20 protein-coding genes are annotated in these 26535 nt (G+C 74.8%); 7 read left to right on the top strand and 13 right to left on the bottom strand.

Features of this window, described 5'->3' with window-relative positions:
* Positions 1–101 precede the first annotated feature (101 nt).
* The 4 genes from ACWGJO_RS04510 to ACWGJO_RS04495 all read right to left on the bottom strand — a co-directional run bounded on the left by ACWGJO_RS04510 (position 102) and on the right by ACWGJO_RS04495 (position 7731).
* Positions 102–656 (bottom strand): hypothetical protein, encoded by a 555-nt coding sequence (locus ACWGJO_RS04510; protein WP_452182105.1) that lies wholly within the window; start codon positions 654–656, stop codon positions 102–104.
* Between the two features lie 147 nt (positions 657–803).
* Complete coding sequence (locus ACWGJO_RS04505; RefSeq protein WP_452182104.1) at positions 804–7007, bottom strand: DNRLRE domain-containing protein; 6204 nt, start codon at positions 7005–7007, stop codon at positions 804–806.
* 217 nt (positions 7008–7224) lie between these two features.
* Positions 7225–7488: a hypothetical protein gene (locus ACWGJO_RS04500; RefSeq protein ID WP_452182103.1), complete on the bottom strand. Its 264-nt coding sequence runs from the start codon at positions 7486–7488 to the stop codon at positions 7225–7227.
* A 6-nt stretch (positions 7489–7494) separates the two neighbouring features.
* The gene (locus tag ACWGJO_RS04495) at positions 7495–7731 is read right to left on the bottom strand and encodes a hypothetical protein (RefSeq protein WP_452182102.1); all 237 of its coding nucleotides are present in this window, start codon (positions 7729–7731) and stop codon (positions 7495–7497) included.
* Between the two features lie 334 nt (positions 7732–8065).
* On the opposite strand from ACWGJO_RS04495, the gene ACWGJO_RS04490 reads away from it, so the two are divergent.
* Entirely contained in the window at positions 8066–9052 is a 987-nt protein-coding gene (locus ACWGJO_RS04490) for a LuxR C-terminal-related transcriptional regulator (protein ID WP_452182101.1), read from the top strand.
* 35 nt (positions 9053–9087) lie between these two features.
* Here ACWGJO_RS04490 and ACWGJO_RS04485 read toward each other — a convergent pair whose 3' ends face one another.
* Complete coding sequence (locus ACWGJO_RS04485; protein WP_452182099.1) at positions 9088–11247, bottom strand: BTAD domain-containing putative transcriptional regulator; 2160 nt, start codon at positions 11245–11247, stop codon at positions 9088–9090.
* 177 nt (positions 11248–11424) lie between these two features.
* Between ACWGJO_RS04485 and ACWGJO_RS04480 the strand changes: the two genes are divergently transcribed.
* The 3 genes from ACWGJO_RS04480 (at position 11425) to ACWGJO_RS04470 (ending at position 13585) form a co-directional block, all read left to right on the top strand.
* On the top strand, positions 11425–11967 hold the full coding sequence (locus tag ACWGJO_RS04480) for a hypothetical protein (RefSeq protein WP_452182098.1): 543 nt from the start codon (positions 11425–11427) through the stop codon (positions 11965–11967).
* 129 nt (positions 11968–12096) lie between these two features.
* Positions 12097–12639 carry a hypothetical protein gene (locus ACWGJO_RS04475; protein ID WP_452182097.1) on the top strand — a complete coding sequence of 181 codons (543 nt, stop codon included), beginning with the start codon at positions 12097–12099 and terminating at the stop codon, positions 12637–12639.
* A gap of 130 nt (positions 12640–12769) precedes the next feature.
* Positions 12770–13585, top strand: a complete 816-nt coding sequence (locus ACWGJO_RS04470; protein WP_452182096.1) for a hypothetical protein — start codon at positions 12770–12772, stop codon at positions 13583–13585.
* 125 nt (positions 13586–13710) lie between these two features.
* Here the strand turns inward: ACWGJO_RS04470 and ACWGJO_RS04465 are convergent, their stop codons facing one another.
* The 4 genes from ACWGJO_RS04465 to ACWGJO_RS04450 all read right to left on the bottom strand — a co-directional run bounded on the left by ACWGJO_RS04465 (position 13711) and on the right by ACWGJO_RS04450 (position 17183).
* On the bottom strand, positions 13711–14952 hold the full coding sequence (locus tag ACWGJO_RS04465; protein ID WP_452182095.1) for an MFS transporter: 1242 nt from the start codon (positions 14950–14952) through the stop codon (positions 13711–13713).
* Positions 14953–15018: 66 nt separating this feature from the next.
* The gene (locus ACWGJO_RS04460) at positions 15019–16023 is read right to left on the bottom strand and encodes a HEAT repeat domain-containing protein (protein ID WP_452182094.1); all 1005 of its coding nucleotides are present in this window, start codon (positions 16021–16023) and stop codon (positions 15019–15021) included.
* 3 nt (positions 16024–16026) lie between these two features.
* Complete coding sequence (locus ACWGJO_RS04455) at positions 16027–16698, bottom strand: HEAT repeat domain-containing protein (RefSeq protein WP_452182093.1); 672 nt, start codon at positions 16696–16698, stop codon at positions 16027–16029.
* Positions 16699–16787: 89 nt separating this feature from the next.
* Positions 16788–17183: an SHOCT domain-containing protein gene (locus ACWGJO_RS04450; protein ID WP_452182092.1), complete on the bottom strand. Its 396-nt coding sequence runs from the start codon at positions 17181–17183 to the stop codon at positions 16788–16790.
* A 223-nt stretch (positions 17184–17406) separates the two neighbouring features.
* Between ACWGJO_RS04450 and ACWGJO_RS04445 the strand changes: the two genes are divergently transcribed.
* A complete protein-coding gene (locus ACWGJO_RS04445; RefSeq protein ID WP_452182091.1) occupies positions 17407–18354 on the top strand; it encodes a hypothetical protein in 948 nt (315 codons plus the stop codon).
* Positions 18355–18387: 33 nt separating this feature from the next.
* Here the strand turns inward: ACWGJO_RS04445 and ACWGJO_RS04440 are convergent, their stop codons facing one another.
* Complete coding sequence (locus ACWGJO_RS04440; protein WP_452182090.1) at positions 18388–21111, bottom strand: LuxR C-terminal-related transcriptional regulator; 2724 nt, start codon at positions 21109–21111, stop codon at positions 18388–18390.
* Between the two features lie 147 nt (positions 21112–21258).
* The gene (locus ACWGJO_RS04435) at positions 21259–22149 is read right to left on the bottom strand and encodes a YhjD/YihY/BrkB family envelope integrity protein (RefSeq protein ID WP_452182089.1); all 891 of its coding nucleotides are present in this window, start codon (positions 22147–22149) and stop codon (positions 21259–21261) included.
* Between the two features lie 317 nt (positions 22150–22466).
* On the opposite strand from ACWGJO_RS04435, the gene ACWGJO_RS04430 reads away from it, so the two are divergent.
* Positions 22467–24062: an MFS transporter gene (locus ACWGJO_RS04430; RefSeq protein WP_452182088.1), complete on the top strand. Its 1596-nt coding sequence runs from the start codon at positions 22467–22469 to the stop codon at positions 24060–24062.
* Here the strand turns inward: ACWGJO_RS04430 and ACWGJO_RS04425 are convergent.
* Together ACWGJO_RS04425 and ACWGJO_RS04420 are read right to left on the bottom strand one after the other, a co-directional pair.
* The gene (locus ACWGJO_RS04425; RefSeq protein ID WP_452182087.1) at positions 24040–25446 is read right to left on the bottom strand and encodes a DUF2252 domain-containing protein; all 1407 of its coding nucleotides are present in this window, start codon (positions 25444–25446) and stop codon (positions 24040–24042) included. The genes ACWGJO_RS04430 and ACWGJO_RS04425 overlap by 23 nt on opposite strands.
* Positions 25443–25796 (bottom strand): hypothetical protein, encoded by a 354-nt coding sequence (locus ACWGJO_RS04420; protein WP_452182086.1) that lies wholly within the window; start codon positions 25794–25796, stop codon positions 25443–25445. Before ACWGJO_RS04420 ends, ACWGJO_RS04425 begins: the two co-directional genes overlap by 4 nt.
* A 177-nt stretch (positions 25797–25973) precedes the next feature.
* Between ACWGJO_RS04420 and ACWGJO_RS04415 the strand changes: the two genes are divergently transcribed.
* Positions 25974–26495, top strand: coding sequence for a hypothetical protein (locus ACWGJO_RS04415; RefSeq protein ID WP_452182085.1), 522 nt, complete (start codon positions 25974–25976; stop codon positions 26493–26495).
* Positions 26496–26535 lie beyond the last annotated feature (40 nt).

Below are 26535 nucleotides of genomic sequence, written 5' to 3'. Positions count from 1 at the left end.
TCCGCGCCACCGGCCCCCGGGGGGGCCCCCCTCGCCGTCAACCGCCGCGGCCGTGGCCCGGGGTGGTCCCGGTTCCGGCCCGGGCGGGGCGGCCGGGTCGCTCAGCCGAATATCACGCCCGTCTCCCGGGCCAGGGTGTCCAGGCTGTAGTGGGTCACGTGCTCGACGTTCTTCGGGTCGATCGTGCGGACGCCCTCGGAGGCGAGCCGCTCGTTGATCTTGTCCAGGTGCTGCTGGACGAGCTGCTTCTCCGCGTCGGTGGTGCGGCCCTTGTGCGGCCGCCCGGCGTGTTCCAGGCTGGCGTAGTTGACCCGCTCCCGGCTGCCGGCGAGGGCCGTCGGGGACGGGGCGGTCCGGGCGGCCGGCCTGGCGCCGCGCAGCACCTCGGCCATCGGCGCGGCCGAGGCCAGCCGGTCGAAGGCCTCGGCCTCCATCACCACCGTCTGCGGCTCCTCCCGGTCCGGGTGGTGCAGCTCGATCGTGACCAGGTCGAGCGCGAGCTCCCGTACCTCGCCCAACTCCCCGGCGAGGGCGTCGATCTCGACCGGACCGTCCGTCAGGTCGGGGTGCTGGAGCACCACCACCCGCACCAGGTCCCGGTCGTCCTCCGCGTGCCTGCCGGTCAGGTCCGAGAACCGGATGATCTTCTGGCCCATGTCTCCCTCTCCTGCCCCTGTGATCAGCCGAGAGCCTACGCCGGGATGATCATCGATGTGCGTAAGCGGCCGGGCCCGGGGGCTAACCCCCGGGCCCGGCCCTACCTGTCCCGCATCAATGGATCGTCGGAGAGGCCTCCTCCCGGCTCAGTACCGCGGGTTCACGCGGTAGATCGGACGGTCCGGCACCCACCAGTGGCTGGAGCGCCAGATCCCGAAGGTGAAGATCACACCGTGGCTGCCGCGCTTGTTGGCCGCCTTGATGAACTGCTTGCCGATCTTCTTCATCAGGTAGGACAGCGCCCACAGGACGTAGCCGGCGGCCCGGGCGACGATGTGCGGGAGCCTGCGCAGGATCTTCGAGATGCCCTGGGCGATCTTGCCGGACACGTACAGCAGGGCACCGATCGTGTTGCCCTCGGACCGGCTGAAGTAGGCGGTCCACTTCTTCTTCCAGTTCAGACCGGTCAGGTCGTCCATGGTGATCGGGTCGACCGGGTAGCCGTAGGCGTTCGGCGAGCCCTCCAGGACCGGGTCGGTCTGCAGGAAGCGGCCGGTGGTCGAGTCGTACAGGCGCACGCCCATCAGGGTGAGGCCGGAGAGGCCGTCGGCCTCGCGCTGCGCCCCGCCGAGCCAGCCGTACGCGGTCGAGCCGGTGGAGTCGACGGTGTTGCCGTACTCGTCGTAGTGGTAGACCGCGAGGTCCTCCAGGCCGTCCGGGGACATCTGGACGGACACGTCGCCGTGCAGGTTGGTCAGCAGCAGGATCGCGCCGCCGTCGGTGCCGGTGGCGGCCGTGAGCTGGCCGGTCAGGTCCAGGACGTTGCGGGTCAGCCTGCCGGCCGCGTCCTTGGACCAGGAGGCGCTGTCGTTGCCGCCGTCGAAGTGCTTGGTGTCCTGCTCGGTGACGGCCCAGGTGCCGTCGGTGCCCTTGGTCTCCGTGGTGCCGACCGCGAGGCGGCCGGAGGCGTCCAGGTCCCAGGTCCTGCGGGTGTCGCCGAGGGTCTCGGTGCGGACCAGGTCGTTGGTGTAGTAGCCGACCTGGGTGCCCTTCGGCAGGGCGGTGGTGCGGCCGAAGGCGTCGTACACGTAGCCGGTGTCGGTGAGGCGGTCGGCGGTGTCGTAGCCGTGGTTCTCGGCCTGGGTGACGGCGTCGGCGGTGGCCGGGTCGCAGTCGTCGGTGACGCTGGTGCGGTTGGTCCGGTTGCTGCTCCGGTCGAACGCGTAGGTCCGGGTGGAGCAGGCCAGGCCGGTGCTGTCGGCGGCCTTGGTGAGGCGGCCGGTGGCGTCGTAGGTGTAGCCGCTGGTGGTGCTGTTGCCGTCGCTCTGGGTGCGGCCGGCCTGCTGTCCGTGGACGGTGTAGTCGGCGGTGTCGGCCAGCAGGACGGTGCCCGCCTGGTTGGTGTAGGTCTTGCCGGTCTGGATGCCCCGGCTGTCGTAGCTGCTGGTCAGGGTGTTGCCGCCGGGAAGGGTCTGCGAGACCAGCCGGCCCTCGACGTCGTAGCCGGCGGTGAAGGTACCGGCCACCGAGTCGGTGAGCGAGGTGGGCAGGCCGCGCGGGTCCTTGGCGATGTCGTAGCCGTAGGTCACGGTGGACGGTACCGAGTCGGACTTCTTCACCGGGCGGTCGAGCCGGTCGTACTCGGTGGTGGTGACGTTGCCGGCGCCGTCGTCGTAGGAGGTCTGGCGGCCGAGCCTGTCGTAGCCCTGGGTGATAGTGGCCTTGCCGTCGCTGAGGGAGGCCAGCTCGCCGTTGGCGGGGTCGTAGCCGAGCACGGTGTCGGCGACCGCGGTACCGGTGCCGCCGGTGACCGAGATCTTCACCGGGCGGCCGGCCGCGTCGTAGCTGCGGGTGGTGGTGCGGGTGACGCCGTTGGCGGTCTCGGTCTGGACCGTGACGTTGCCCCAGCGGTCGTACTGGAAGGTCTTCGTCGGCAGCTGCAGCGGGTTGCCGCCGCCGCCGGCGATCTGGGCGGCCGGGGCGATCGAGCAGACCAGGTCGGCCCACTCGGGGTGGCCGGCGCAGGCGCCGGTCCCGGTGCCGGTCCAGTAGGTGGTGACGGTGGTGGCCGCGTCGGAGCCGGTGGAGTTCGGGCGGCTCTGCGAGGTCACCCGGCCGCTGGCGTCGTAGCCGGTGGCGGTGGTGATCTTCAGGCCGGCCGGGTCCTGGACGGACCTGACGGGCAGGCCCTGGGCCCAGTCGTAGCCGGTGGCGGTGGTGCGGGTGTCGGCGTCGGCGGCGTAGCCGTCGATCCGGGCGCCGACCGTCACCGAGGTGGCCATGTCGCTGACCGCGGCGCCCGCCGGACGGCCCTCGTCGTAGCCGCTGACGGTGTGGGCGCGGGCCGCGACCTCGGCGCCGGCGGCGAGCGCCGGGGAGGTGCCGGAGGCGGCCACGTCGTGCTCCAGGGTGACCAGCTGCAGCGGGTCGTACTGCTCCAGCAGGCGCTTGCCGTCGGCCGAGTGGAGCGAGGTGGAGGAGAGCACCTGGGCGCGGTCGGCCGTCGAGCGGCCGGCGATGCCGAGGGCGCGCAGCTTGTTGAGGTCGTTGCCGGTGGTGGCCAGGGCGAGGATGCGGTTCTCCGCGGAGAGGGTCCGCACCGGGCTGCCGTAGGCGTTGTACTCGGTGGTGGTGATGCCGCCGCCGGGGGTGGCGGTGTTGACCTCGCGGCCGGAGGCGTTGGTGTACGTCACCGAGGCGCGGTTGTAGCCGGCGGTGCCGAGCGCCTTGCCGTCGTGGGTGGCCGGGACGGCGTCGGGCGGCAGCACGGCGGTGGCGTCGGTCGGGGCGTCGGTCTGGCCCCAGGCGGCGACGTCGGACGGCGCCAGCGGGTACGGCGCGTTGGCGCCGCTCAGCGGGACGTCGTAGACCACCGAGGTGGTGGCGGTGCCGTCGGTGACGTCCTTGCTGCCCTGCTTGAGGGTGGGACGGGAGGCGGCGAGCAGCATGCCGTCGCCGGCGGTGGCGGCGTTGCCGGCCTTGCCGTACTCCAGGGTCCACGGCAGCTCGCCGGGGTCGGTCACGGTGGTGACCCGGCCGGCCGCGTCGTAGCCGTACGCGGTCTTCAGCGCCGGGCCGGTCCGCGGGTCCCACACCTCGCGCAGCCGGCCCTGGTCGTCGTAGGCGTACTGCGAGACGACGACGGGGGTGGCGGTCGCGGCGCCGGGGTCGGTGGACCACAGGCGGATCTGCTTCACCTGGCCGGCCGTGTCGCCCGGGGCGGACGCGGTGGCGGTGGTGGTGTCGGCGTAGACGTACTCCAGCACCCGGCAGCCGGCCGTGGACGGCACGGCGGCGCAGTTGGCGGAGGCGGTCGCCGAGCCGGGCGCGACCACGTACTTCGGGCGGGCCAGGGTCTTTCCGCCGGAGACGACCTTCTCCGAGACCACCGAGGTGGTGGAGTTGTCGCTGGGCAGCGAGGAGCCGGAGGCCTGCCAGGTGGTGGCGGCCGGGTCGACCTTGGCGAAGGTGACCGTGATGCCCTCGGTGTCCTTCAGGGTGAAGGCAGCGGTGAACGCGCCGGTCAGGGTGAGGTTCTCGGCCCCGGGCTCGGGCTTCCAGCCGCCGGAGCCGGTGGCGGTGAAGCCGACCTCGGAGCCGTCCGCGGAGACCACCGAGAGGGAGGTCGCCGAGGTCTTGCGGACGTAGGAGTAGTCGGCGTCGGTGATCTCGGCGGTGGTGCCGGAGCTCCACTGCGGGCCGAAGATCGCCGCCTGGCCCTCCTGGGCCGAGCCGTTGGCGGGCCGGCGGGAGGAGAAGGAGCGCTCGGCGTGCAGGCCGAAGGCCTCGGCGTCGGTCTCGGACAGGGTGAGGTCACCGGTGAGGGTGTTCACCGAGCCCGGGCCGACCTTGGTCTCCGGCGCGGTGCCCGCGTTGCGGTCCACCGTGACGGTGTTCGGCTCGGTGGCGTCGGTGGCGGTGCCGTCGGTGAACACCGCGCGGACGTCGACCGGGCCGTTCTCGGCCAGGGTGTCGGTGATGTTCCAGGTCAGCGCGGCCGGCTTGCCGCCGGGGGCGGGATGCGGCCAGGCGGTCACCGGCTGGCCGGCGGTGGTGGTGACGTTGGCGACCGGAACGTCCTTCCAGGCGTCCGTCTCGCCGCGGCGGTACTGGTAGCGCACCCCGGTGTAGGTGCTGTTGCCCTCGGCCTGCAGCGAGGTGCGCCGGGCCGGGCGCTCGCCCGCGCCGGGCGCGACCAGGGCGGAGCCCTTGCCGGCGTAGAAGGCGTAGGTCCGGTCGGCGGAGACGTTGCCCGCGGCGTCCCGGCTGTGCGCGGTGACGGTGTGGGCGCCCGCCTTGAAGGTGAGCTTGGCGTTGACCGGCGTGCCGGTGGTGGCCGCGGTGACCCAGGCCCCGCCGTCCAGCTTGTACTGGACGTCCTTCACGTCGCTGCTCGGCGGGGTGAAGGTGAAAGTGCCGCTGTAGTCGCCGTTGGCGTCCGGGGTGCCCGCCCACTGGCCGGCCGGGAAGTCGCCGGAGGAGACGGTGGTCGCGCCGGGCGCGGTGGTGTCCACGGTGAGGGTGCGGAAGGCGGACCAGGCGCTGTTGGCGGTGCCGTCCCAGGAGCGGGAGCGCCACTTGTAGGCGCCGGCCGGCAGCGCGGTGCCCGGGGTCCAGGTGAACGTGGAGCCCGAGGCCGCCATGGCGGTGCGGCCGGACTGCAGCGCGGCCGTGCCGTTGGACGCCCAGAGCTCGAAGTCGAGGGCTATGTTGCCGCCGTCGGGGTCGGTCGCCTTGGCGGACAGCGTCGGGGTGGAGTCGCCGGTGAGCGCGGCGTCGGCCGGGGAGATCAGGGTGGAGACGGCCGGCGGGGTGTTGTAGGTCACCGACAGGTACGGCGTGTTGGACGTCGCGTTGCCGGAGTTGAACTTCTTCCAGCCGTACGGGTCGCTCTCGTCGGTGGCCCGGATGCCCAGGGTGTTGTTGGTGTTCCCGTTGGCGGCCCAGGCCTTGACCAGCGAGGTGATGTCCTGGTTCACCCAGCCGTCGTTGCAGGAGCTGGAGTAGCCCTTGGTCGCGGTGGAGGTCGCCCACTTCTTGTTCCAGCCGGGCTGGGCGGTCCAGCGGGTGGCCGTGGTGGCCGTGCCGGTGTCCCAGACCTCCCAGCTCTTCGCGGTGCAGGACCAGCTGTGGAAGTTCCACAGGTTGAGCTTGCCGCCGGTGATCTGCTTCCCGCTGATCTTCGCCATCGGGAACTGCAGGAACGAACGCGCGACCTGGCCGGAGCCGTTGTTGCCCAGCTTCAGCTCGGTCTGCGAGGAGACGTCGGTGGCGTAGCCCTGCTGCACGAAGGTGTCGAAGCCGACGCCGATGTTGACCGCGGGGTCGATGGTGACCGGGTACTTGGTCTTCGGGTCGGTGAGGAAGGCGGCGTCCGGGGTCAGCGTCAGGTCGATCGCGTTCCCGTTCTGGGTGACCTTCAGCGCGACCGGCGCGGTGCGGGTGTGGTCGCCGCTGCGCTCGTCGACCTGCGCGTCCCACATCACCGGGGCGGGCAGTTGGCCCTTCTCCTCGCCGGTGTTCGGGTCGATGAACGACACCGAGTCGTCCGGGTTCTGCCGGGCCTGCAGGCCGGCCGCGTCCAGGGTGAGCGTCACGCTGCCGTTGGCGGCCACCGCCGAGCGGTCCTTGAGCTCCAGGAACTGCTCGAAGCCGGTCCGGGTGGACTCGACGATCAGATCGGTGGCGGTGAGCGCGTTCGCGTACCGGGCCCTGGCACCGTCCACCGCGGGTTCGGGCAGGGCGCCGCGCCAGGACAGCGACATGGCGGTGCCGTTGCCGTTGTCCAGCGAGACCAGCGGGGTGGTCGGGGCCTTCGGGTCCCCGGCCGGGGCGCCGGCCGCCTTGAACGCCGACGCGGCGGCGGGCGGGGTGGCGCCGGCCAGCGAGAGGTTGAGCGGGTGGCCCTTGGCCTTGACGCTGCCGTCCGGCTGCCGGGCGAGGTCGGTGTCGATCGGCTGGAGCCTGCCGGACCTGTCCTTGTAGCGCACCGGCCCGGAGGCGAGGTCCAGGGTGGTGGTGCCGTCCGGGTTGATCCAGCTGGTGGTGGACTCGGTGCGCTCGTCCACGACCTCGATCCGGCGGTTCTCCAGCCGGGCCTTGAGGTGGGCGGTGGCGATGTCCTCGGCCTCGGCCGGGCCCAGGGCCTTGGCGGGCTTCGGGGCCTGCTCCGGGGTGACGGCCACGGCCTGACCGGTCGTCATGATGACGGCGGCGGCCTCGACGGAGAGCACCACGGCCAGCGCGACGGCGGTGTTGCGCAGCACGCCGTTGCGACGGCGCTGCGTGGAGGGGGGCGGCGAGCCGGCTTCGGACCGGTGCCGTGATGATCCGCCCGGGGGGCGTGACATGGAACTCCTCGATTGTTCTCTGCGGGAGGGAAGGGGGGTGGAGGAACGGGGGCACGGCCGGGCCGCCGACGGCCCGTCGGCCATGCCGGGGTAAAGCGGTAGCAATGAACCAGCCAACTTCCCGGCCGGGTGGGATCGGTGGAAACCCGTCCGGAACAGCGGAAACCGTTCGGGCGGGACGACGGGTGGCCGACGCGGACCCCGTCGGTCGGCGGGACTACCGGAGGCCGGACGGGAGCCGGCCGGTGCGCGCCAGCGCCCGGTCCAGCAGGCCCCGCGCCCGTGCCAGGGCCGCCGTCTCGTCGGGGGCGCGGACGTAGAGCACCAGGCCGACGCCGTCGGGGACGGCGCGGGCGCGCACGTGCTCCAGACCGTCGTCAGGGCCGGCGCACGACCACAGCCCGGCCTGGACCTCCGCGGCCGCCGCCTCCCCCGAGGGGGCGGCGGCCGCGGTCGGCAGGGTCAGATGGACCGCGAACACCGCAGGTCAGACCTGCCCGACGGCGGCGTCGGCCGACGGGCCGTCCCAGCCGATCGACCGGGTGGAGGGGGTGTCCCAGCCGATCGAGAGAGCGGCGGGACCGTCCCAGCCGATCCCCCCGCCCGGGCCCTGGGCGGCGGACGGGGCGGCGTCGGGGGCGGTCGAACCGGCGGCGAAGGCCGGTGCGGCGGAGCCGGCGAGGGCGAGGGTCAGGAGGACGGCGGCGACTGGACGGACGGACACGGGAGAGTCCTGTTCTGTGCGGGAACTGCGCTGAGGGAGACCGCAGTTCTGGGTGTCCGGGGAGACGGGGAGTGCGCGCACCGGGAATCCTCCCGTTCCCCGGCCCGCCACGGGAAGCGAATCCGCGGGCAGGAACAGGACAGGCAGCATGCTGCAACACCGCACCGGGCAGCGGCCCGAATTCCGCCCTCGTGCGGGCCCCGCCGAAGGCGTCGACGGCCCGGGTGGGGCCTTGACCGGATCATGCCCTTGCGAGGGCGTTCCGGCCGAAGGAATGATCAGCCCCGGGCCGGCCGGGCATACGGAACCGTCCACGGGGATCAGGGGTCGATAAGTGCTGGAACTGCTGGGGCTGGATGCCACTGCGGAAGTCGTCTACCGGGAAATGCTCACCGACCCCGAGGGCGGGGTCGCGGAACTCTGCGAGCGGCTCGGCCTCCCCGAGGCCGCCGTGCGCGCGGCCCTCGACCGGCTCGCCGACCTCACCCTGTTGCGCGCCTCCCGCGAACGGCCCGGCACCCTGCGGCCGGTCAGCCCGGAGCGCGGACTGGAGATCCTGCTGCGCCGTCAGGAGGAGGAACTCGCGCGCCGGCAGCAGGAGGTCGCCGCCTCCAAGGCCGCCGTCGCGCGCGCCCTGGGGGAGTACGCGAAGGTGCGGGCCGACACCCCGGTGGGCGACCGCGAGCGGCTGCTCGGTCTGGACGCCATCCAGGACAAGCTGGAGGTGCTGACCTCCCGGCTGACCAGCGAGGTCCTGGCGGTGATGCCCGGCGGCGCCCAGTCCGCGGCCAGCCTGGCCGCGTCCCGGCCGCTGGACGAGGACGCCCTGCGGCGCGGGGTCAGCCTGCGCACCATCTACCAGGACAGCATCCACGACGCCCCGGAGACCCTCGACTACGTCCGCTGGATGGCCGGCCTCGGCGGCGAGGTGCGGACCGCGCCGGTGCTGCCGCCGCGGATGCTGGTCTTCGACCGGAGCACGGCCGTGGTGCCGATCGACCCGGAGAACACCCGGGCCGGCGCGCTGTGCACCAGCGAGCCGGGGATCGTCGCGTCCCTGGTCGCCCTGTTCGAACAGACCTGGGAGACCGCCGTTCCGATCGCCGACGACCGGGACGGGGCGGCCCCGCTGAGCCTGACCGCCGGGGAGCGCGAGCTGCTGCGGCTGCTGTCGACCGGGCTCACGGACGACGCGGCGGCCAAGCGGCTCGGCGTCTCGGTGCGGACCGTCCGGCGGCAGATGGCCGCCCTGATGGAGCGCCTCGACGCGGCGAGCCGCTTCGAGGCCGGGCTGAAGACCGCCCGGCGCGGCTGGTTGTAGCCGCCGTCCGGTCGGGCGGGACCGCCGCGGGCCGGTCACGGGGGCGTCGGCGCCGTGGCGGAGCGCCGGTCCGGCACGGGCGTGGGCTCGGGCTCGGGCGGCTCCGGTGCCCGGGTCGCGTCGGCGGCCGCGGCTGCCAGGCGGTCGACCTCGACCCACTCGTCGAGGTGCGGGCCGGTCGTCCGGTGGCCCGGGTCTCCGGGGTTCGCGGGTGTGCCGGGGCGACCGGGATGGCCGGGGTGGCCGGTGGCGGGCGGGGCCGGAAGGAAGGCGGGGGAGCGGCCGCGGTGCAGGTACCAGGAGCCGAGGCGTTCCAGGGCGGCGCGGCGCTCCGCGGCGCCGGTCTCGACGGAGCAGCGCTCGGTGGCGTAGAGGCGCAGGAGGTCGTTGAGCCGGTAGCGGTCGTGCTCCTCGGGGGCGAGCAGGTGGGCGGCGGCCAGTCGGTCGAGGACGGGCCGGACGGCGGCGGCCGGGGCGCCGGCCAGGGCGGCGGCCGCGTCGGAGCCGATGCCGACGGCCGGGACCAGGGTGAGCAGCCGGAGCAGCGACCGGGCCTCGGCGGGCAGCGAGCGGTAGGAGAGGTCGAAGGCGGCGCGGACCGCCGAGGTGTCGTCGCCCTCGATCTGCAGGGCGCTCAACCGGTGCTCCGCGTCGAGGAGTTCGGCGGCGTAGTCGGCGAGGCCGCGCTCCGGGCTGGCGGCGAGCCGGCTCGCGGTGACGGCCAGGGCGAGGGGCAGCCGGCCGCAGGCGGCGGCGAGTTCGGCGGCGGCGCGCGGCTCGGCGCGGACGCGGTGCCCGCCGACGATGCGGGCCAGCAGTTCGAGGGCCCGGTCGGCGGGCAGCACGTCGAGCACCAGTGGCCGGGCCCCGTTGCGGACGGCCAGCCCGTCGAGCCGGGTGCGGCTGGTGACCACCGTGCGGCAGTCCGGGGCGCCCGGCAGCAGCGGGCGGACCTGCTCGGCGTCGCGGGCGTTGTCGAGGACCACCAGCAGCCGGCGGTCGGCCAGCAGGGAGCGGTAGAGCGCGGCGGCCTCGTCCGCCGCCGCGGGGATCCGGTCGCCGGGCACGCCGAGGGCGCGCAGGAAGCGGGCCAGGACCGTGTGCGGGGCGAGCGGGGCGTCGACGGAGTAGCCGTGCAGGTCGGCGTAGAGCTGGCCGTGCGGGAAGCGGTCCCGGACGCGGTGGGCCCAGTCGACGGCGAGCGTGGTCTTGCCGACCCCGGCCGGTCCCGAGACGGCGCACACGGCGGTGACCGGCCCGGGCTCCTCGGCGGCCGGGGCGGTGAGCAGCGCGTCCAGGGCCCGCAGTTCCGGGTCGCGTCCGACGAAGGTGGCCAGGGCGGGCGGGAGTTGGGCGGGCGGCGGGGGCGGAGCCTGCGCCGGGGCAGTCGGCGGCGGGGCCGGCGGGGCGGCCGGCGCTTCCCCGGCGCGGGCCGGGGCGGTGGGCACCGGCTCGGTGGCCAGCAGCTCCAGGTGCAGCGCCCGTAGCCCCGGACCGGGGTCGAGCCCGAGCTCGTCGGCCAGCCGGTCCGCGAACCGGCGGTAGGCGGCGAGCCCCTCGGGGGCGCGTCCGGAGCCGTGCAGGGCCCGCATCAGCTGGCCGGTGAAGCGTTCCCGCAGCGGGTGGTCGGCCACCAGCGCGGTCAGTTCGGGGACGGCCGCGCGGTGCCGGCCGAGGGCGAGCTCCAGGTCGAGGCACTCCTCCCAGGCGGTCAGCCGCAGTTCGTCCAGGGCGACCGCGCCCGGGGCGTCCGCGTCCACGGCGAGTCCGTCCAGGGCCGGCCCGCGCCACAGGGCGAGCGCCGCGCGGAGCCCGTCGACGGCCTCCGGGGTGCGTCCGGCGGTGGCCTCGCCGCGGGCGAGGGCGAGCCGGTCGGTGAAGTCGCGGGCGTCCAGCCGGTGCCCGGTGAGGGTGATGCGGTAGCCGCGGCCGTCGGTGAGCAGGACGGGCGGCGCGGCCGGGTCGGCCTCGGCGAAGCGGCGGCGCAGTACCCCGGCGAGGTTGCGGACCTGGCGGGTGGCGGTGGCCGGCGGTCGCTCCTCCCAGACGGTGTCCACGAGGCGGGCGACCGGTACGGAGCTGTCCGCGTTGAGCAGCAGGGCGGCGAGCAGCCGCTCCTGCCGGGAGCCTTCGGAGGGGACGCGTCGGCCGTCGCCGGTCCACACCTCCAGCGAGCCGAGGATCCTGAACTCCATGCGTCCCTCCCTGGGGGCCGCGGGGCCGGACCGGACCGCCGCTGTGCGTGGATGGGCACGAGTGTGACGAAGTGATGATCAGATGATGCCAGTTGTGTGCGTTCGGTTGAGAGCTTTGTCGTGCACCGGCTGAAACGAGCCGGTCACCCACGAGGCACCCGAACCCTGGAGCAGTTGATGAACCGTCTGAAGAAGGCCGTCGCCACCGCGACCGCCGTCGCCGCCGCCGTCCTGATCCCGCTCACCGCCGCCCCGGCCTCCGCCGCCACCGGGTCGGCCACCCACCTGGGGATGACCTGGTCCGTCATCTCCTACGGCCCCGAGGGCACCGTCCAGGTCGGCGGCCCCGGCGGCAGCCCGAGCGACGCCTACAACGGCGACACCGCACCGTCCGTCTCGCTGCCCGTGCTCTGCCTCAACGTCGACGGCAGCCCGGCCCCGTCCGGGATCAGCCTCGGCTTCTACAACGGCTGGGCGCAGGGCACCGTCGCCCTCAGTCAGCCGGTCAAGGGCTCCCGTCTCAACAGCCGGGCCGCGGCCGACAGCGTCTGCCAGGCCGCCTTCGGCGCCGGCTGGCGCGAGGCCGAGTTCCACGACGGCCACTACGGCACCGACCTGTCGCAGACCGGCGGCTGGACCTTCTGGGCCTACGGCAACATCCCGAACAACACCCGCTTCTGGACGGCCATCAACGGCCAGCCGGCCAACCCCTGGAACTGACCGGACGGACGCCGCCGACGTGGCCGCCCGGGTGGGCGGGCACGTCGCGGCGGCCCCGGCCACGGCCGATGTCCGGAACCGCCGACGGGCGGCGCCGGAACGGAGAGACCCCGAACCCTGGAGCAGTTGATGAACCGTCTGAAGAAGGCCGTCGCCACCGCGGCCGCCGTCGCCGCGGCCGCCGCGATCCCGCTCGCCGCTGTGCCGGCCGCGGCCGCCACCGGGCCGGCCACCCACCTGGGGATGACCTGGTCCGTGATGTCCTACGGTCCGGAGGGCACCGTCCAGGTCGGCGGCTTCGGCGACACCACGAGCAACGCCTACAGCGGCGACACCGCGCCGTCCGTCTCGCTGCCCGTGCTCTGCCTCGACGTCGACGGCAGCCCGGCCCCGTCCGGGATCAGCCTCGGCTTCTTCACCGGCTGGGCGCAGGGCACCGTCGCCCTCAGCCAGCCGGTCAAGGGCTCGCGCCTCAACAGCCGGGCCGCGGCCGACAGCGTCTGCCAGGCCGCCTTCGGCGCCGGCTGGCGCGAGGCCGAGTTCCACGACGGCCACTACGGCACCGACCTGTCGCTGACCGGCGGCTGGAGCTTCTGGGCCTACGGCAACATCCCGAACAACACCCGCTTCTGGACGGCCATCAACAGCAATCCGGCCAACCCCTGGGACTGACCGGGGCGAACCGCCGGCGCGCCCGCCCTCGCGGCGGCCGGTTCCGGGATTCGCCGACGGGCCGTCCGGGTACGCCGTACGCTCGGGGCGCCGGCGGTCGGCCGCCGCCCGGGACCCGGAGGAGGACGGCGTGGACACGGCTGCGGAACGCACGTCCCCGGGCGGGCACCGGACCGACCCGGCGCTCGTCGACCGCGTCACCGAGGCGCTCCTGCTGGCCGGCCTGCCCGTCGGGTACGGCGGACACGGGCACGGCGTCCACCTGCGCCCGGCCCGGCCGCACGACGACTCCGACGACTGCGCCGGCCTGATCGCCCTGCACTGGGAGCCCGGCCCCCGGCTGGCGGCCGCCGCGGCCATGGAACAGCCCCAGCAGCCGGCGTTCGCCGCCCGACGGGTCGTCGGCAGCACCATGCGCAACGCGCTCGCGGAGTTCCTGCCGGCCTTCGGCATCGAGGTCGTGGCCGGCCGGCCCGGCGGGGAGACCAGGGTCGGACGGGCCGACGGACCCGCTCCGGCCACCGGCCAGGACGCCGCCGCCCCGGCCCCGGCCGGCTCCCGCCCGCAGGACCTCGGCATCGGCGCGGACGTCGTCGCCGCGGTGCGCCGCACCGCCGGGCTCGCCGGCCTGCCGGTCGCCGAGCACCTCCACGCGCCCGGCATCACCCTCACGCCGTGCCCGGCCGTCGAGGACGGGGACGACACCACCGGCCTCGCCGACCTCCGCTGGAACCCCTCCCGCCGGCTGTCCGCCGCCGCCGACGGCGACACCCCCGCCGCGGAGCGGGCCGCCCGGGCCCGCACCGCCGTCCAGGACGCGATGCGGCACGCCTTCGGTGCCGTCCTCGGCGCCTGCGGCCTCGACCTCCAGTGGCGCCGCCCGGCCGCGCTCCCGTACCAGCTGCGCGCCTACGGGCTCGCCGACGAGCCGCCGGTACGGCGCTGACGCCTGCCGTGCCCCCCGGAGGGATCGGCCTGCCGGTGCGGATCCCCTGTTCGGTGCGGGGGAGTCGGCGTGCGGGGGCGTCCACCGACCGCCGCGGCAGGACGGTCGAAGGGGCGGGCGCCGGTCTACGGGACTTCCGCCTCCTCCCGTAGATCGCCTGCGGCGTGCGGGAGTTGCACCGCGGGGCGGCGCAGTGGCGTGCGGAGGCGGTGGGCCAGGGCGGCGGCGGCCACGCAGAGGGCCAGTGCGGTCCAGAGCAGCGGGGGGTTCTGCAGGCCCAGGCCGATGACGGCCGGCCCGACCGCGTAGGACACCGTCCAGGTCAGCTGGAACAGGGACATGTACGGGCCTTCGTCGCCCGTGGGGGCCATGGCGACCGCCGCCGCGGCCGCGGTGGGCTTCGAGGCCAGTTCGGCCAGGGCCAGGACCGCCGCCACCAGGACGGCGAGCGGGCCCTGGAGGGCGTGCGGGGCGGTGGAGACGGTCGCGGTCAGGGCGATGGCGACGGCCACCGCGCCGATCGACAGGCGCAGGACCCGCGAGCGGCTCCAGCCGGAGAGCCGGCGGCTGATCCGCATCTGCAGGGTGGTGGCGGTGGCGTAGCGGACGGCGACCACCACGGTCGGCCACCAGGCGGCCTGGTGGAGGCTCTCCACCAGGTAGACGGGGAAGGCGACCGTCGGGATCAGCCAGGCCGCCGACAGCAGTGTCTGGGACGCGACCAGGGACATGAAGGGCCGGTCGCGCAGCGCCGCCCGGGTGTTCGACCTGGCCGCCCTGCGCGAGGGCCGCTCGGCGGTCGGCACGGTGACCCCGAGCAGGAGGACGGCCGCGAGCAGGGAGCTCGCGCTGTTCAGGGCGAGCGCGACCTGCAGGCCGTGTCCGCCGGCGAGCGCCATCAGGGCGGTCGCCCCCAGGGTGCCGACCCCCAGCGAGGTGGTCTTGAGCACGGTGACCGCGGAGAACCACGCGGTGAGCTCCGCCGGCTTCGCGAACCGCGCCACCAGCGTGGGCCAGGCGGCCCCGTAGAGGCGGTCGGCGGCCGTCACGAGGAAGCTCACGGCGGCCACGGCGGGCAGGTTCCCGGCCGCGAAGAACAGGCCGTACCCGAGCGCGGTCAGGACGCTGCTGACGAGCAGGCAGGACTTGGGCCCCGCCGCCTGGACGAGCCGCCCGCAGAGCGGCACGACGGCGAAGGACGCGATCGACCCGACCGTCACGGCGGTGCCCGCGGCGGCCGCCGGGAAGTGCTGGACGGTGACGAAGAACAGCAGCGACAGCGGCAGGAAGACGCCGGAGCCGAACGTGTCGATCGCCACCGAGAGGAACAGCCGCCGCTGCCGACGGAACCGCCCGGCCCCTGTCACGCCACCCCCACCCTCGAACCCCCCGGTCACCCCTGCCCCGATCGGACCCCCCGATCGCGGTCGCGACTACCGCGTGTCGCGCAGCTTGAGAATGTACGTCGCGGTCAGCGCGACCGCACGGTCCTCGTCCCGCGTCAGCTCCGCGAGGGCGCGCGACGTCGTGCTCCCCGGGACGTCCGCGAGGGCCTGGGCCAGCCTCCGGCGGGCGTCCGGTCCGAGGCCGTCGAGGGCGAGGCGGTCGACCAGCCCGGTGGCGATCCGGTCCGCCAGCGCGGGGTCGTTCGCCAGCGCGCCCAGGGTGTCGGCCGCGTCGGCGTCGTTCGCCGCCTCGACGATCATGTCGATGAGCGTCGGGACCGCGTCGGCGACGCCACGGGCGCCGAGCGCCAGCGCCGCGTACCTGCGGACCACGGCGTCGGGGCTGCCGAGGGCGTCCCGCAGCAGTGCGGTCGCGGTGCCGTCCGGCAGTTCGGCGAGGGACCGCACGGCACGTTCGCGGACCTCGGCCGCGGGCGAGCCCAGGCCCTGCGCGAGCAGGGCCGCCCCGTCCCCTCCGGTCTGCGCCAGCGCCCAGCGCAGGGCCCCGGCGACGTTCGGGTCCGACTCGCCCAGCACGGCCTCGACCAGCGCCTCCACCGGCACCGCGACGTCCTCGCCCGCGGACAGCGCGGCGCGCTGCCGCGCCCCCGGGTTCTTCGACTCCAGGGCCTGGAGCAGCGCGACGACCTGGAGCACCTCCTCCCAGCCGGCCGGTTCCGCGGCGTCGATCCGCCGCAGCCGGGTGAGCAACTCGGTCTCCGCCGCGATGCGTTCGCGGGTGCGGAGGATGAGGTCGTCGACGAGTTCGGCGGGCGCGAAACCGGGGTCGTCGAGGGCCCGCCCGATGTCGCGCAGCGACAGGCCCAGGGACCGCAGGCTCTCGATGTGGAAGATCCGCCGGATGTCCTCGTCGGCGTACCGGCGGTAGCCGGAGCCGGTACGGCCCGTCGGCCGCACCAGCCCGAGCGACTCGTAGTGCCTGAGCATGCGGGCGCTGACCCCGGACCGCCGTGCCACGTCGCCGATCAACACTGCCTACCGTCCCTCCCGGCGGCCCTCGCCGAGGACCGCCGTGCGCTTCGCCTCCTCGATCGCGAACTCGAATCCGGCGTCCGGGTCGCGCCACAGCCGCTCGGTGGCGAGCGCGTGGGCGCGCACATGGGGGTCGGGGTCCGCCGTCGCGGCGTCCAGTGCCGGCAGCATCGCCTCCCCGAGCGCGATCAGCGCCCGGCTGAGGCTCAACCGCGTCTCGCGTCCGCCGCGTCCGAGCCGAGCGGCCAAGACTACGGCCAACTCGTGCTCCCCACCCTCGGGCACGAGCACGACCGCGGCCCGCCAGGCGCTGCGGGCCACCTCCTCGTCGGTGTCGGCCAGCAGCGCGGGCGTGATCGCCGGCCAGGCCCGCCGGTCCCCGATCTTGGAGAGGGTGTGCAGGGCCTGGCTCCGTGCCCGGGAACCGTCCGCGCGCACCTCGTCGAGCAGCAGCGGGACCGTCACAGCCGCCTCGTGCCGGGTGAGCGCCCAGGTGAGCATCTCCCGCACGGTGAACTCGGGCTCGACCGCGCACCGTTCGACGAGCCCGCCGACGAACCGCGGGTGCGGGTCGCTGCCGACGGCCATCGCCGCCCGCAACCGGACCGACGAGTCCTCGTGCGCCAGACCCCGCAGGGCCCGCAGGGTGTTCGTGTCCTCTTCCGCCCCGACCATCAGGACCACCTCCTCGGCAGCAGTGAAGACCTTGTCACCGTGTCAAGGTCAAACAGCCGGGAGGGAGGAACCGGGCGGGGCCGGGGCTGTCAGGCGAGCACCTTCGCCTTGGCGCGCTGGTACTCGTCCTCGGTGATGGCGCCCTTGTCCTTGAGCTCCGCGAGCCGGGCCAGGTCGTCGACGTGGGAGGCGGGCGCCGGGCTGTCGGCGGCCGTCCGCCGGACGTAGTCGCGGAACTCCCGCTCCGCGTCGGTCGCCCGCAGGACCTCGCGCCGCCCCATGCCCTTGCCCCGCGCGATGAGGTACACGAACACGCCGAGGAAGGGCAGGACGAGCAGGAACACGGACCAGCCGGCCTTGCCCCAGCCGCTCACGCTGTCGTCGCGGAAGAGGTCCCCGAAGACGCGGAACAGCAGGAAGAACCACATGATCCACAGGAAGATCCACATGGTGGTGAAGAAGATGTCGAGCAGTGGGTAGTCCACCGCGAGCCTCCTGACATCGACGGCGTGCCCCGAACGGGCTGCCGCGGGCGCGGTCTGCCGGGCGGGTGCGCCCCGAGCGGCCACCCGGGGTGTCGGGGTCCGGGCGGGAAGCCGTGAGGTGCTCCACCCTCCAGGGACGCGCCGCGGGTTCGTCCAGGCATCACCCGGGCCGGGTGATCCGGCCCCGGGGCGGCTGCCGACCGGCGGGGTTATTCTGCGGCTGATGGGCGGATCGGAGAGTGCGCGGCGACGACGGCCCGGCGTGGTGGGACGACTGCTGAGGACGGTCCGGGCGGATCCCTCCCACATGCCCGAGCGGCTGGCGGCCTTCGTGGTCGACTACCTGGGCCCCGAGGCGGCCGAGACGGCCGCGGCGCTGCGCGGACCCGGGCAGGCGGGGACGGCCCGGCAGGATCCCACCGAGCAGATCATCGACCGGGGCGTGCGCCGGACCGTGGTGGAGGGCTCCTTCCTCGGGGGCCCGTTCCTGCTCCTGCTCCCGGTCGCGTTCGTCGCCGCGCTGCTCGCCCAGCTGCGCATGGTGCTGGAGCTCGCGGCCCTGGCCGGCCACGACCCCTGCGGTGACGACGCGGCGGCACAGATCCTGGTGGTGCAGGGGGTCCATCCGACGGTGGAGCAGGCGCAGGAGGCCCTGCGGAAGGCGACGCGGGCCGGAACCGGGGGGCGGGACAAGGCCTCCTGGCTGTCCGTCGTCCGCCGCCAGGCCTATCTGATCGGCCTGTTGACCCCCGAGGACCCGGCGCGCTCGGCGGTGCGCAAGTGGCTCGGCTGGGCCGGCCTGGGCGTGCTGCTCCTCGTCGGAACCGTGGTGCCGTTCGTGTGGGTGCCCGCCTGCGGACAGATGTACTGCCGCGCCACCGGCGAGCTCGCCGACCGGGCCCTCCTCCGGTTCGGGCTGACGGCGTCCGCGGCCGCCCAGGCGAGGAGGACCTCGTCGATCCTGCGCCCGGGCATGCTCCTGGTGGCGCTGCGGACCGTGCTGGCGTGTCTGGCCACCGCGGGCGCGGTGGTGTTCGTGCTGCTCACCGGGGCCCGGGTCGTCGGCCACGCGTGGCTCGCGGTGTTCCTCCTGCTGCTCGGGGCGAGTGCGCTCGCCGTCGGCTGGCGCTGGTTCCGTGACCGGAGGCACCGGCGCACCCGGGCGGGGTAGGCGCGGTCCGCCCGCCGCGGGGGCGGCACGAGGTCAGAGCAGGTCCAGTTCGCGCGCCCGGCGTACGGCCCGGTTGCGCCCGGTGACGGAGAGCTTCCGGTTGATGCTCTTGAGGTGCGTCTTGACGGTGTTCACCGAGAGGAACAGCCCGGCGGCGATCTCCTCCGTGGACAGCATCTGGGCCGCCAGTCTCAGGACGTCCAGTTCGCGGTCGCTCAGCGGTTCGACCAGGGCGTCGGTCGCGGTGGTGTCCCCGGACGCCCCGGCCGGGAGGCCGGGCAGCAGGTCGGCGGGCAGCCAGCCGTGGGAGTCGGCCAGCTCGGGCCGGGCCTGCAGCAGGTGCCGCAGCCACGGCCCGGCGTCCCGGAACGGCCGGCGCAGCCGCTCCGGCCGGGCGACCGCGAGGGCGCGGGCGAGCAGGCGCTGGGCCGTGGCCTCGTCGCCGAGGGCGACGGCCGCCTGGGACCGGGCCAGCAGGACCCGTACGGTGATCGCGGGCCCGTGGCCGTCGCGTTCCGGGACCGCCTCCAGGATCCGCAGGGCGCCCCGGTTCTCCCCGGCGGCGAGGTGCGCCCGGGCGGCGGCGACGGCGTGTTCCGGACCGGCCGCGCCACTGCGCTCCAGCGCCTCCAGCGCGGCGGCCGGGTCCCCTTCGGCGAGGTGCGCGGCCGAAACGGCCACGGCCACGGCCTCCCGCACCCAGGGCGGCGGGGGGTCGGTGGCGGGACCGCCGTCCGCGAGCCCGCCGAGGAGGTCGAGGGCCGCGCGGGGGCGGCCCTCGGCCAGCAGCGTCCTCGCCCGGACGATGGCGATTCCCGCGGTGACGGCCGGGTCGTGGTCGGCCGCGGCCGACCGGGCGGCCCGGTCGATCGCCGCCCGCGCGGTGGGCAGGTCGTCGCGGTCGACGGCGAGCGCGGCCAGCACGAGCTGGCCGGCCCCCGTGCGGGATTCCGGGGACAGCCCGGAGCGTTCGGCCTCGGCCCCCGCCTTGCGCAGGTGGGCCTCCGCCGGCCCCGGCCTGCCCCGCAGCACCTCGATCAGGGCGAGCCGGGTGAGCGATTCGTGGCGCGGACAGGTCGTGGTGGGGTCGTCGGCCGCCGCGGCGGCGGCGGACAGGGCCGCCACGGCGGCGTCGAGGCTGCCCTTCCAGAGCAGCGCGGATCCGAGGTCGGCCAGCCGGAGCGCGGGAAGTTCCGGGTGCTCGCCGAGCAGCCCCGGAGGGACGTCCTCCTCCAGCCGAGCGGCCTGGACGGCGGCGGCCCGGGCCATGTCGGCCGAGCCGAGCAGCCGGCCCGCCAGCACCCGGAGGTGGGCCGCGCTGAGCAGGGCCGTCGGAACGTCCTCGGCATCGCGTTCGGACAGCAGCGTCTCGGCGCGCCGGAGGTGGTCGAGTCCGCGGTCCACGTCGTGGCGGGCGAGGTCGCGGGCCGCCCGGACCAGTTCCGGGGCGGGCCCCCGGGCGTCGGGCGCCATGTCGGCGAACAGGCGGTCGAGCCGGTCCGCGTCGCGGCCGGTGAACAGCCGTCCGATGGCCAGCCGGTCGACGACCTGCGTCGCGGCGAACTCCCAGTCACCGGCCGCGGCGGCGTGCACCAGCCCGTCGGTCAGGTGTCCGGCGGCGGTGAGCCAGCGGGCCGCCCTGCGGTGGAGCGCCCGGTCCAGCCCCGGGCTGCGTGCCGCCAGCTGGACGCGCAGGATCTCGGCGAACAGCGGGTGGCAGCGGTACCAGGAGCGGCCGACGGGTTCGACGAAGGTGTCGGCGCGCGCGAGGCCGGCGAGGATCCGCGCGCCGTCCGGCCGGCCGGTCAGGGCGTCGGCCAGTTCGGGGTGGATCCGGTCCAGGACGCTCGTACGCAGCAGGAGGTCCTGGGTCTCGGCGGGCTGGGTGTCGAGGACCTCCGCGAGCAGGAAGTCCGCGACCGTGCTGCGGCAGGCCTCGAACTCCTTCAGGTACGCCTCGGGGTCGGCGGCGCCCTGGGCGGCGAGGGCGGACAGCCGCAGACCGGCGGCCCAGCCGCCGGTCCGCTCGGTCAGCGTCCGGACGGTCCCGGCGGAGAGGGCGAGGCCGTGCCGCCGCATCAGCGCGGCGGTCTCCCGCGGGCGGAAGGCCAGGTCGGCGGCCCGGATCTCGGTGGCGCAGCCGGAGGCGCGGTAGCGGTGGAGCGGCAGTCGCGGCTCCGTGCGGCCGATCAGGACCAGCCGCAGCCCCTGGCCCGCGTGGCCGAGCAGGAAGTGGAGTCCGGATGCCACCTCGGCGGACGACACCTGGTCGAACTCGTCGAGGACGAGGACCACGGGAGCCTCGCGGCGGCTCAGGTGGGCGGCCAGCCGGGCCAGCAGCGCGTGATCGACCTCGTCGGCCCGGGCGGGAGAGCCGATGTCGTCCGGCAGGGCGACGCCGTGGTGCCGGAGGGCTTCCAGCAGGTAGGCCCAGAAGACGCCCGGCGCGTTGTCCTCCCGTTCCGCGGTGAGCCAGACCGCCGAACCGCGCAGCCGCGTCGTGGCCAGCCAGTCGGCGACGAGCAGGGTCTTCCCGGCGCCCGCCGGGGCGTTCACCAGCAGGAGGGACGTCCGGAGACCGTCGCCGAGGCGCTCGGCCAGCCGCGGCCGGTGCACGAAGGTCCCCGGAATCGGGGGGACGGCGAAGCGGGCCGCGAGCACGGGGTTGCCGCCGGGTATCCGGGTCGGCCGGGCGGAGCGGTGCCGCGGTGCGTCCGCCGGACGGGCGGGGGAGTCGACGGCTGGGCTGAGGGGCATGGTGCTCACCTCAGGGTGGGGTACGGCGCATGGTGAGCGCGGATCGCTGACAGATCCCATCCTGGCCGACGCCGTCCGACCTGGCAAAGGGGCCTCCCGGCCCACCGGTGGGGGCGGTCCGCCCCTGCGGTGCCCTTCCGGCGGCCCTCAGTCCTCGTCCGCCGGGACCGGCTCCGGAGTCGAAAGGAGCCGGGCCAGTCGTCCCTGGCTCGCCACCACGTACCCGATGCCGATGCCGAGGGTGATGGCCGTGAACACCACGATGAGCCAGCTGAGCAGGGTGAAGACCAGGCCGAGCGGGCCGAACTGGGTCACGCTGCGGTTCAGCGAGCGGGGGACGTAGAGCCGCGACGCCCAGGCGAGCGTGGTCAGCGCGGCCCCGGTCAGTACCGCCCCCGGCAGCAGCGGGAGCCAGGGGATCCGGCCGCCGAGCAGCAGGTGCTGGGTCCACCACCAGAGCAGCGTGGCGGTGACCAGGTAGAACAGCACCCCGAGGCCGTTGCCCGCCCCGAACCCGGACCGCACGTGGCCCTGGAGGATCAGGGCGGTCAGCCAGACCAGGAGCCAGGCGAGCCACCGCCAGGCCGCCAGGCGCCCCGCCAGGTGGGGCAGGTACCAGCTCCGCTCGCACAGGCGCTGCAGGATGCGGCTGCAGCTGGTGGCCGAGAGCAGGGTCACCAGGATCCCGATGCCGCCGAAGGTGTCGGTGGTGGACTCCTTGCCACTCGGGTGGAGCGCCCCCTTGATCTCGTCGAGCGATTGGCCCTGGAGCCCCAGGACAGTGCGCAGGGACTCGGAGACGGTGTCGCGCACCTCCTGGGGCATGAAGGCGGCCAGCACGAACAGCACCGGGATGGCGGTCAGGAAGGTCTGGGCCGCGAGGCGGGTGGCCATGTCCAGGACCCGGACGTGGAGCAGCTGGGCCGCGAGCCGGCGCAGGAACGGCACGTCGCGCAGGGTGGCCGTCCGCCCCCGCAACCAGGCGGTCCGGGCGCGGAACCATTCGGCGCGGCCGGGATCACCACGCTGTGCCGCCACCCCGGGCTCCCTCCGGTCGATGCCTGCCCCGGTCCGTCGCGGCCCGTCGTCGGCCGAGCGCCGACGATTCCAAGACTGGGCGACGGGACGGCGGGCGGCACCTCGGGCGGTCCGCCGTTCGGCGCAACCCGCGGGCACCGGTACCCACCGGCCCCGGAGGGCCCCGCCGATCCGGTGGGACCGGGCCGCGCGTCGGCGCGCCGCGGGGGATCACCCGCCGCGGCGGCCGCCCTCGACGGGCGACCCGGTCACGGGGGGACGAGGGTACGAGGCAGGCGCGTACGGACCGCGTGGGCCGGTGTGCGGGAGGAGTCACGGTGAAACGCTGGAGGGCGCTGATCGTCCTGGGCATGGCGCAGTTCCTGATGGTGCTCGACGCGTCGGTGATGAACGTGTCCATCAGCCAGCTGGTCGAGGACTTCGACACCGAGGTCACGGCGATCCAGGCGGTGATCACGCTCTACACGCTGGTGATGGCGGCGTTCATGATCACCGGCGGCAAGCTCGGCGACATGTTCGGGCGCCGCCGGATGTTCACGGTGGGGCTGGTGGTCTACGCCGTGGGATCGGCGATCACGGCGGTGGCGCCCACCCTGGGGCTGCTGGCGCTCGGCTGGTCGGTGATCGAGGGGCTGGGCGCGGCACTGGTCCTCCCGGCGCTGGCCGCGCTGGTGGCCGGCTCCTACCGGGGACGGGACCGCGCGACCGCCTACGGCGTCATCGGCGGCCTGGCCGGGGCGGGCATCGCGGTGGGGCCGCTGCTCGGCGGATGGCTGACCACCTACCTGACGTGGCGGCTGGTCTTCGCCGGCGAGGTCGTCCTGGTGGTGGTCATCCTCTTCCTGCTGCGCTGGATCGAGCGGCAACCGCCACCGGAGCACCACGAGCGGATCGACCTGGTCGGTGTGCTGCTGTCGGTGTCCGGGCTGGGGCTGGTGGTGCTGGCCGTGCTGCAGAGCAGCACCTGGGGCTGGCTCCAGCCGCGCAATCCGCCGTTCACCGTCCTCGGATTCTCACCGACGCTCTTCGCCGTCGCGCTCGGCGGGGTGCTCCTGGTGCTGTTCCGGTCGTGGGAGCTGCGCCGGGAGCATCCGCTGGTCAGGTTCGCGCTGTTCGGCATCCCACCGCTGAGGTCCGGGCTGCTGATGCTCTTCAGCCAGAACCTGATCCTCCTCGGGCTGTTCTTCGTCATCCCGCTCTACCTCCAGGTCGTGCAGGGCCAGAACGCCTTCCAGACCGGTCTGCGGCTGCTGCCGGTGTCGATCACGATGCTCGCCGCCTCCATGTCCGGCCCGCTGCTCACCCGCTTCGCCTCGCCGAGGACGGTGGTGCGGACCGGGCTGCTTGTGCTGTTCGCCTCGTCCCTGTGGCTGGTGGGCACCGTCCAACCGGAGCTCGACGACCTGTCGTTCGCGCTGGCGATGGCCGCCCTGGGAATCGGCATGGGGCTGCTCGCCTCGCAGTTGGGCAACGTGGTGCAGTCGAGCGTCGGGGAGGAGGACCGCAGCGAGGTCGGCGGGCTGCAGTACACCGCGCAGAACCTCGGCTCGTCGCTGGGCACCGCGCTGATCGGCGCCATCCTGATCGGCGCCCTGACGGTGGCGTTCGGCAACGCCGTGGCCGGGCACCCGGAGATCTCCGACGCCGTGAAGCAGCAGGCGGGCATCAGGATCGAGGCGGGCGTCACCTTCGTGCCCGCGGACCAGCTCGCCACCGCGCTCGCACAGACCACCGTCCCGCCGCAGGAGGCGGCCGCCGTCGTCGACTCCTACCGCGCGGCCCAGCTCGACGGCCTCAAGGTGTCACTGCTGGCCGCCGCCGCGATCACGCTCACCGGCTTCGCCTTCACCGGCCACCTGCCCGCCGGCCGCCCCGCCCCCCGGGGCCGCCTCACACCCCGGGCCGGGCGGTGATCCGGCCGCTGTCGATCGCGGCGGTGAGCGCGGCGTGGTCGGCATCGGTCAGGTCGGTGTACGTGAGGGCGAAGTCGGCGATGGCGCGGTCGAAGACATCGCCGGAACCGAGGTACGCCGCGATGGCGACGCGGTCCCCGGTGCGGGCGTGTCCGCGGGCGAGGGTGCGGCCGCACAGCTCGGCGTACCCGTCCAGCAGCTCCCTGGGCATGCCGTCGATGACGACGGAGCCCTTCATGTCGCGCAGCTGGCGCCAGTAGAAGTCGCGGCCGGCGGGGCCGGTGGCCCAGCCGAGGAAGATGTCGCTGACGGCCTGGAGGCGGCGCTGGCCGGCGACCACCCGCCGGCCCTGGTGCCGGTGGGCGCTGGGCGCGAGGTGCGGTTCCAGCACGGACCGTTCGGCCTCCTTCACCTGGAGGAACAGCGGTTCGCCGGTGGCGCGTGCACGGAACAGGCCGATGTGGCAGCGGGTGCCCACGCTGCCCACGCCGACCACCTTGCGGGCCGCGTCGATCAGCTCGAAGCGGTCGAGCAGCGCCGCCCGCTCCTCCGGCAGGGTGTCCCGGTAGTCCAGGAGGATCTGCTGCAGGCGGGGCAGGTCGTCGCGGTTGATCGGCTCCAGCAGCGGCGGGTCGTGGATGATCCGGGGTTCGCCGTCCGGCCCGGGCTCGGTGAGTTTGGCCAGGGCCTGGAGGCTGGTGCGCGCGCGTGCCTTGGCGATCGTGGTCCGCACCCGCTTGCGGTACTTCGTCTGCTGGATCAGCGGCAGCAGTTCGGCGGTGTCCACCCGCTCGTACCAGACGTCGAGTTCACCGAGGCCGGCGAGCCGCCGCATGGCGAGCCGGTACGCCCGGGCGGACGACTGCGCCGCGGCCCGGGCGGAGTCGTCGGGTTCCCCGTTCTCGCGCGCGGCCACGGCGATGCTGGCGGCCAGGCGTTTGACGTCCCACTCGAAGGGACCGGGCAGGGTCTCGTCGAAGTCGTTGAGGTCGAAGAGCAGGGCGCGCTCCGGCGAGGCGAAGAGCCCGAAGTTGCACAGGTGGGCGTCCCCGCACAGCTGGACGGTGAGGCCGGTGTTCGGGGCGGCGGCGAGGTCCGCGGCCATGATGGCGGGCGCGCCGCGCAGGAAGGCGAACCGGGAGGCGGCCATCCGGCCGTAGCGGATCGGTACGAGCTCCGGGACGCGGGTGGCGGCCTGGGCCTCCAGGATGTCGACGGGGTCCGTGCGGTCCGGCCCGGGGGTCCAGGTCCCGTGGGCCGAGCGCGGCACGTCCCGGCGGGCCCGCCGTCCCGCCGAGACCGGGTCGGCGGCCGCGGGGTCCACCCGCTCGCCGTCGTCGGCTCCCGGGGGCCTGCCGGGCGCCCCGGTCGGTGCCGGCGTCATGCCCGAACCTGCCCGTGTGCCGCGTGGGTGGCCTGTCTGATGGTCTCGACGATGTGCGCGACGGCGTGGGCCACCGTGCCGCCCAGGAGGAACAGGAGGGTGATGAGGATCCAGCCGTCCTTCTCCTCGACGCCGAGGTCGGCCGGGTGCACCGGGCGGGCCGGCGTGGGCGCGCGCTGCGGCGCGGGGCGCAGGACTTCCCTGGCGATCGCGACGATGCCGGACAGGGCGTGGGCGATCGCGCCGGCCATGAGCATCGAGGTGCCGAGCACGACCCATCCGACGCGTCCGAGCTCGTCGGGTGAGGTCGTGGTGGTGGGACGTGACGCCTGGTGGTGGCTACCGAGCACGGGGCTCGCCTCCTTGCGGGGGAGGGAAACATGCTTCCCCTCACGCTAGGGGCGGTGGCCGGAGCCCGGGTCACCCGGCGTGGGTGACCGCGGCCGTGCCGGAACCTGCGGCGCGGGTGATGATGGCCGCGACGGACCCCAACGGCCGTCTCCGCGGCGATGACGGGAGCAGGCGTCGTGACAACCTCCCGCGGTCCTGCCCCCGCCCCGCGCGACCCGGCCCGGGGTGGAATCCGGAAGCGGACCGACTACGCCGGAGCGGTGTACGGCTCGATGCTCGCCGCCTCCGTGATCGCGGCCTCCAGCCTCACCGAACCGCACCCCCGGCTGTCGCTCATCCTGCTGCTGGTGATCACCGGGATCGTGTTCTGGATCGCGCACGTCTACGCGCTGGTGGCCGGGGAGCGCGAGGCCGGCCGCCAGGTCACCTGGAGCCAGGTGCGCGAGGTCGGCCGGCACGAATGGCCGCTGGTCGAGGCGTCGGCGCTGCCCGCCCTGGCGGTGCTGGTCAGCCCGTGGCTGGGGGCGGGGGAGAACGCCTGGCTCGCCCTCGGTGTCGCCGTGGCGCAGCAGGTGGCCTGGGCGACGCTGGGCGCCCGCCGGGCGGGCGCCTCGCCGGGCCAGATCGCCGCCGAGGGGGTGGTCAACCTGCTCCTCGGCCTGGTCATCGTGGCGGCCAAGGTCGCCGTCGGGCACTGAACCACCCGCGGCGGGTGAGGCCGCCCGCCGTACCGACCGC

The organism is Kitasatospora sp. NPDC054795 (assembly GCF_053611565.1).
Note: the sequence above shows the minus strand (reverse complement) of the source record. Positions and strands in the feature narration are given on the sequence as shown.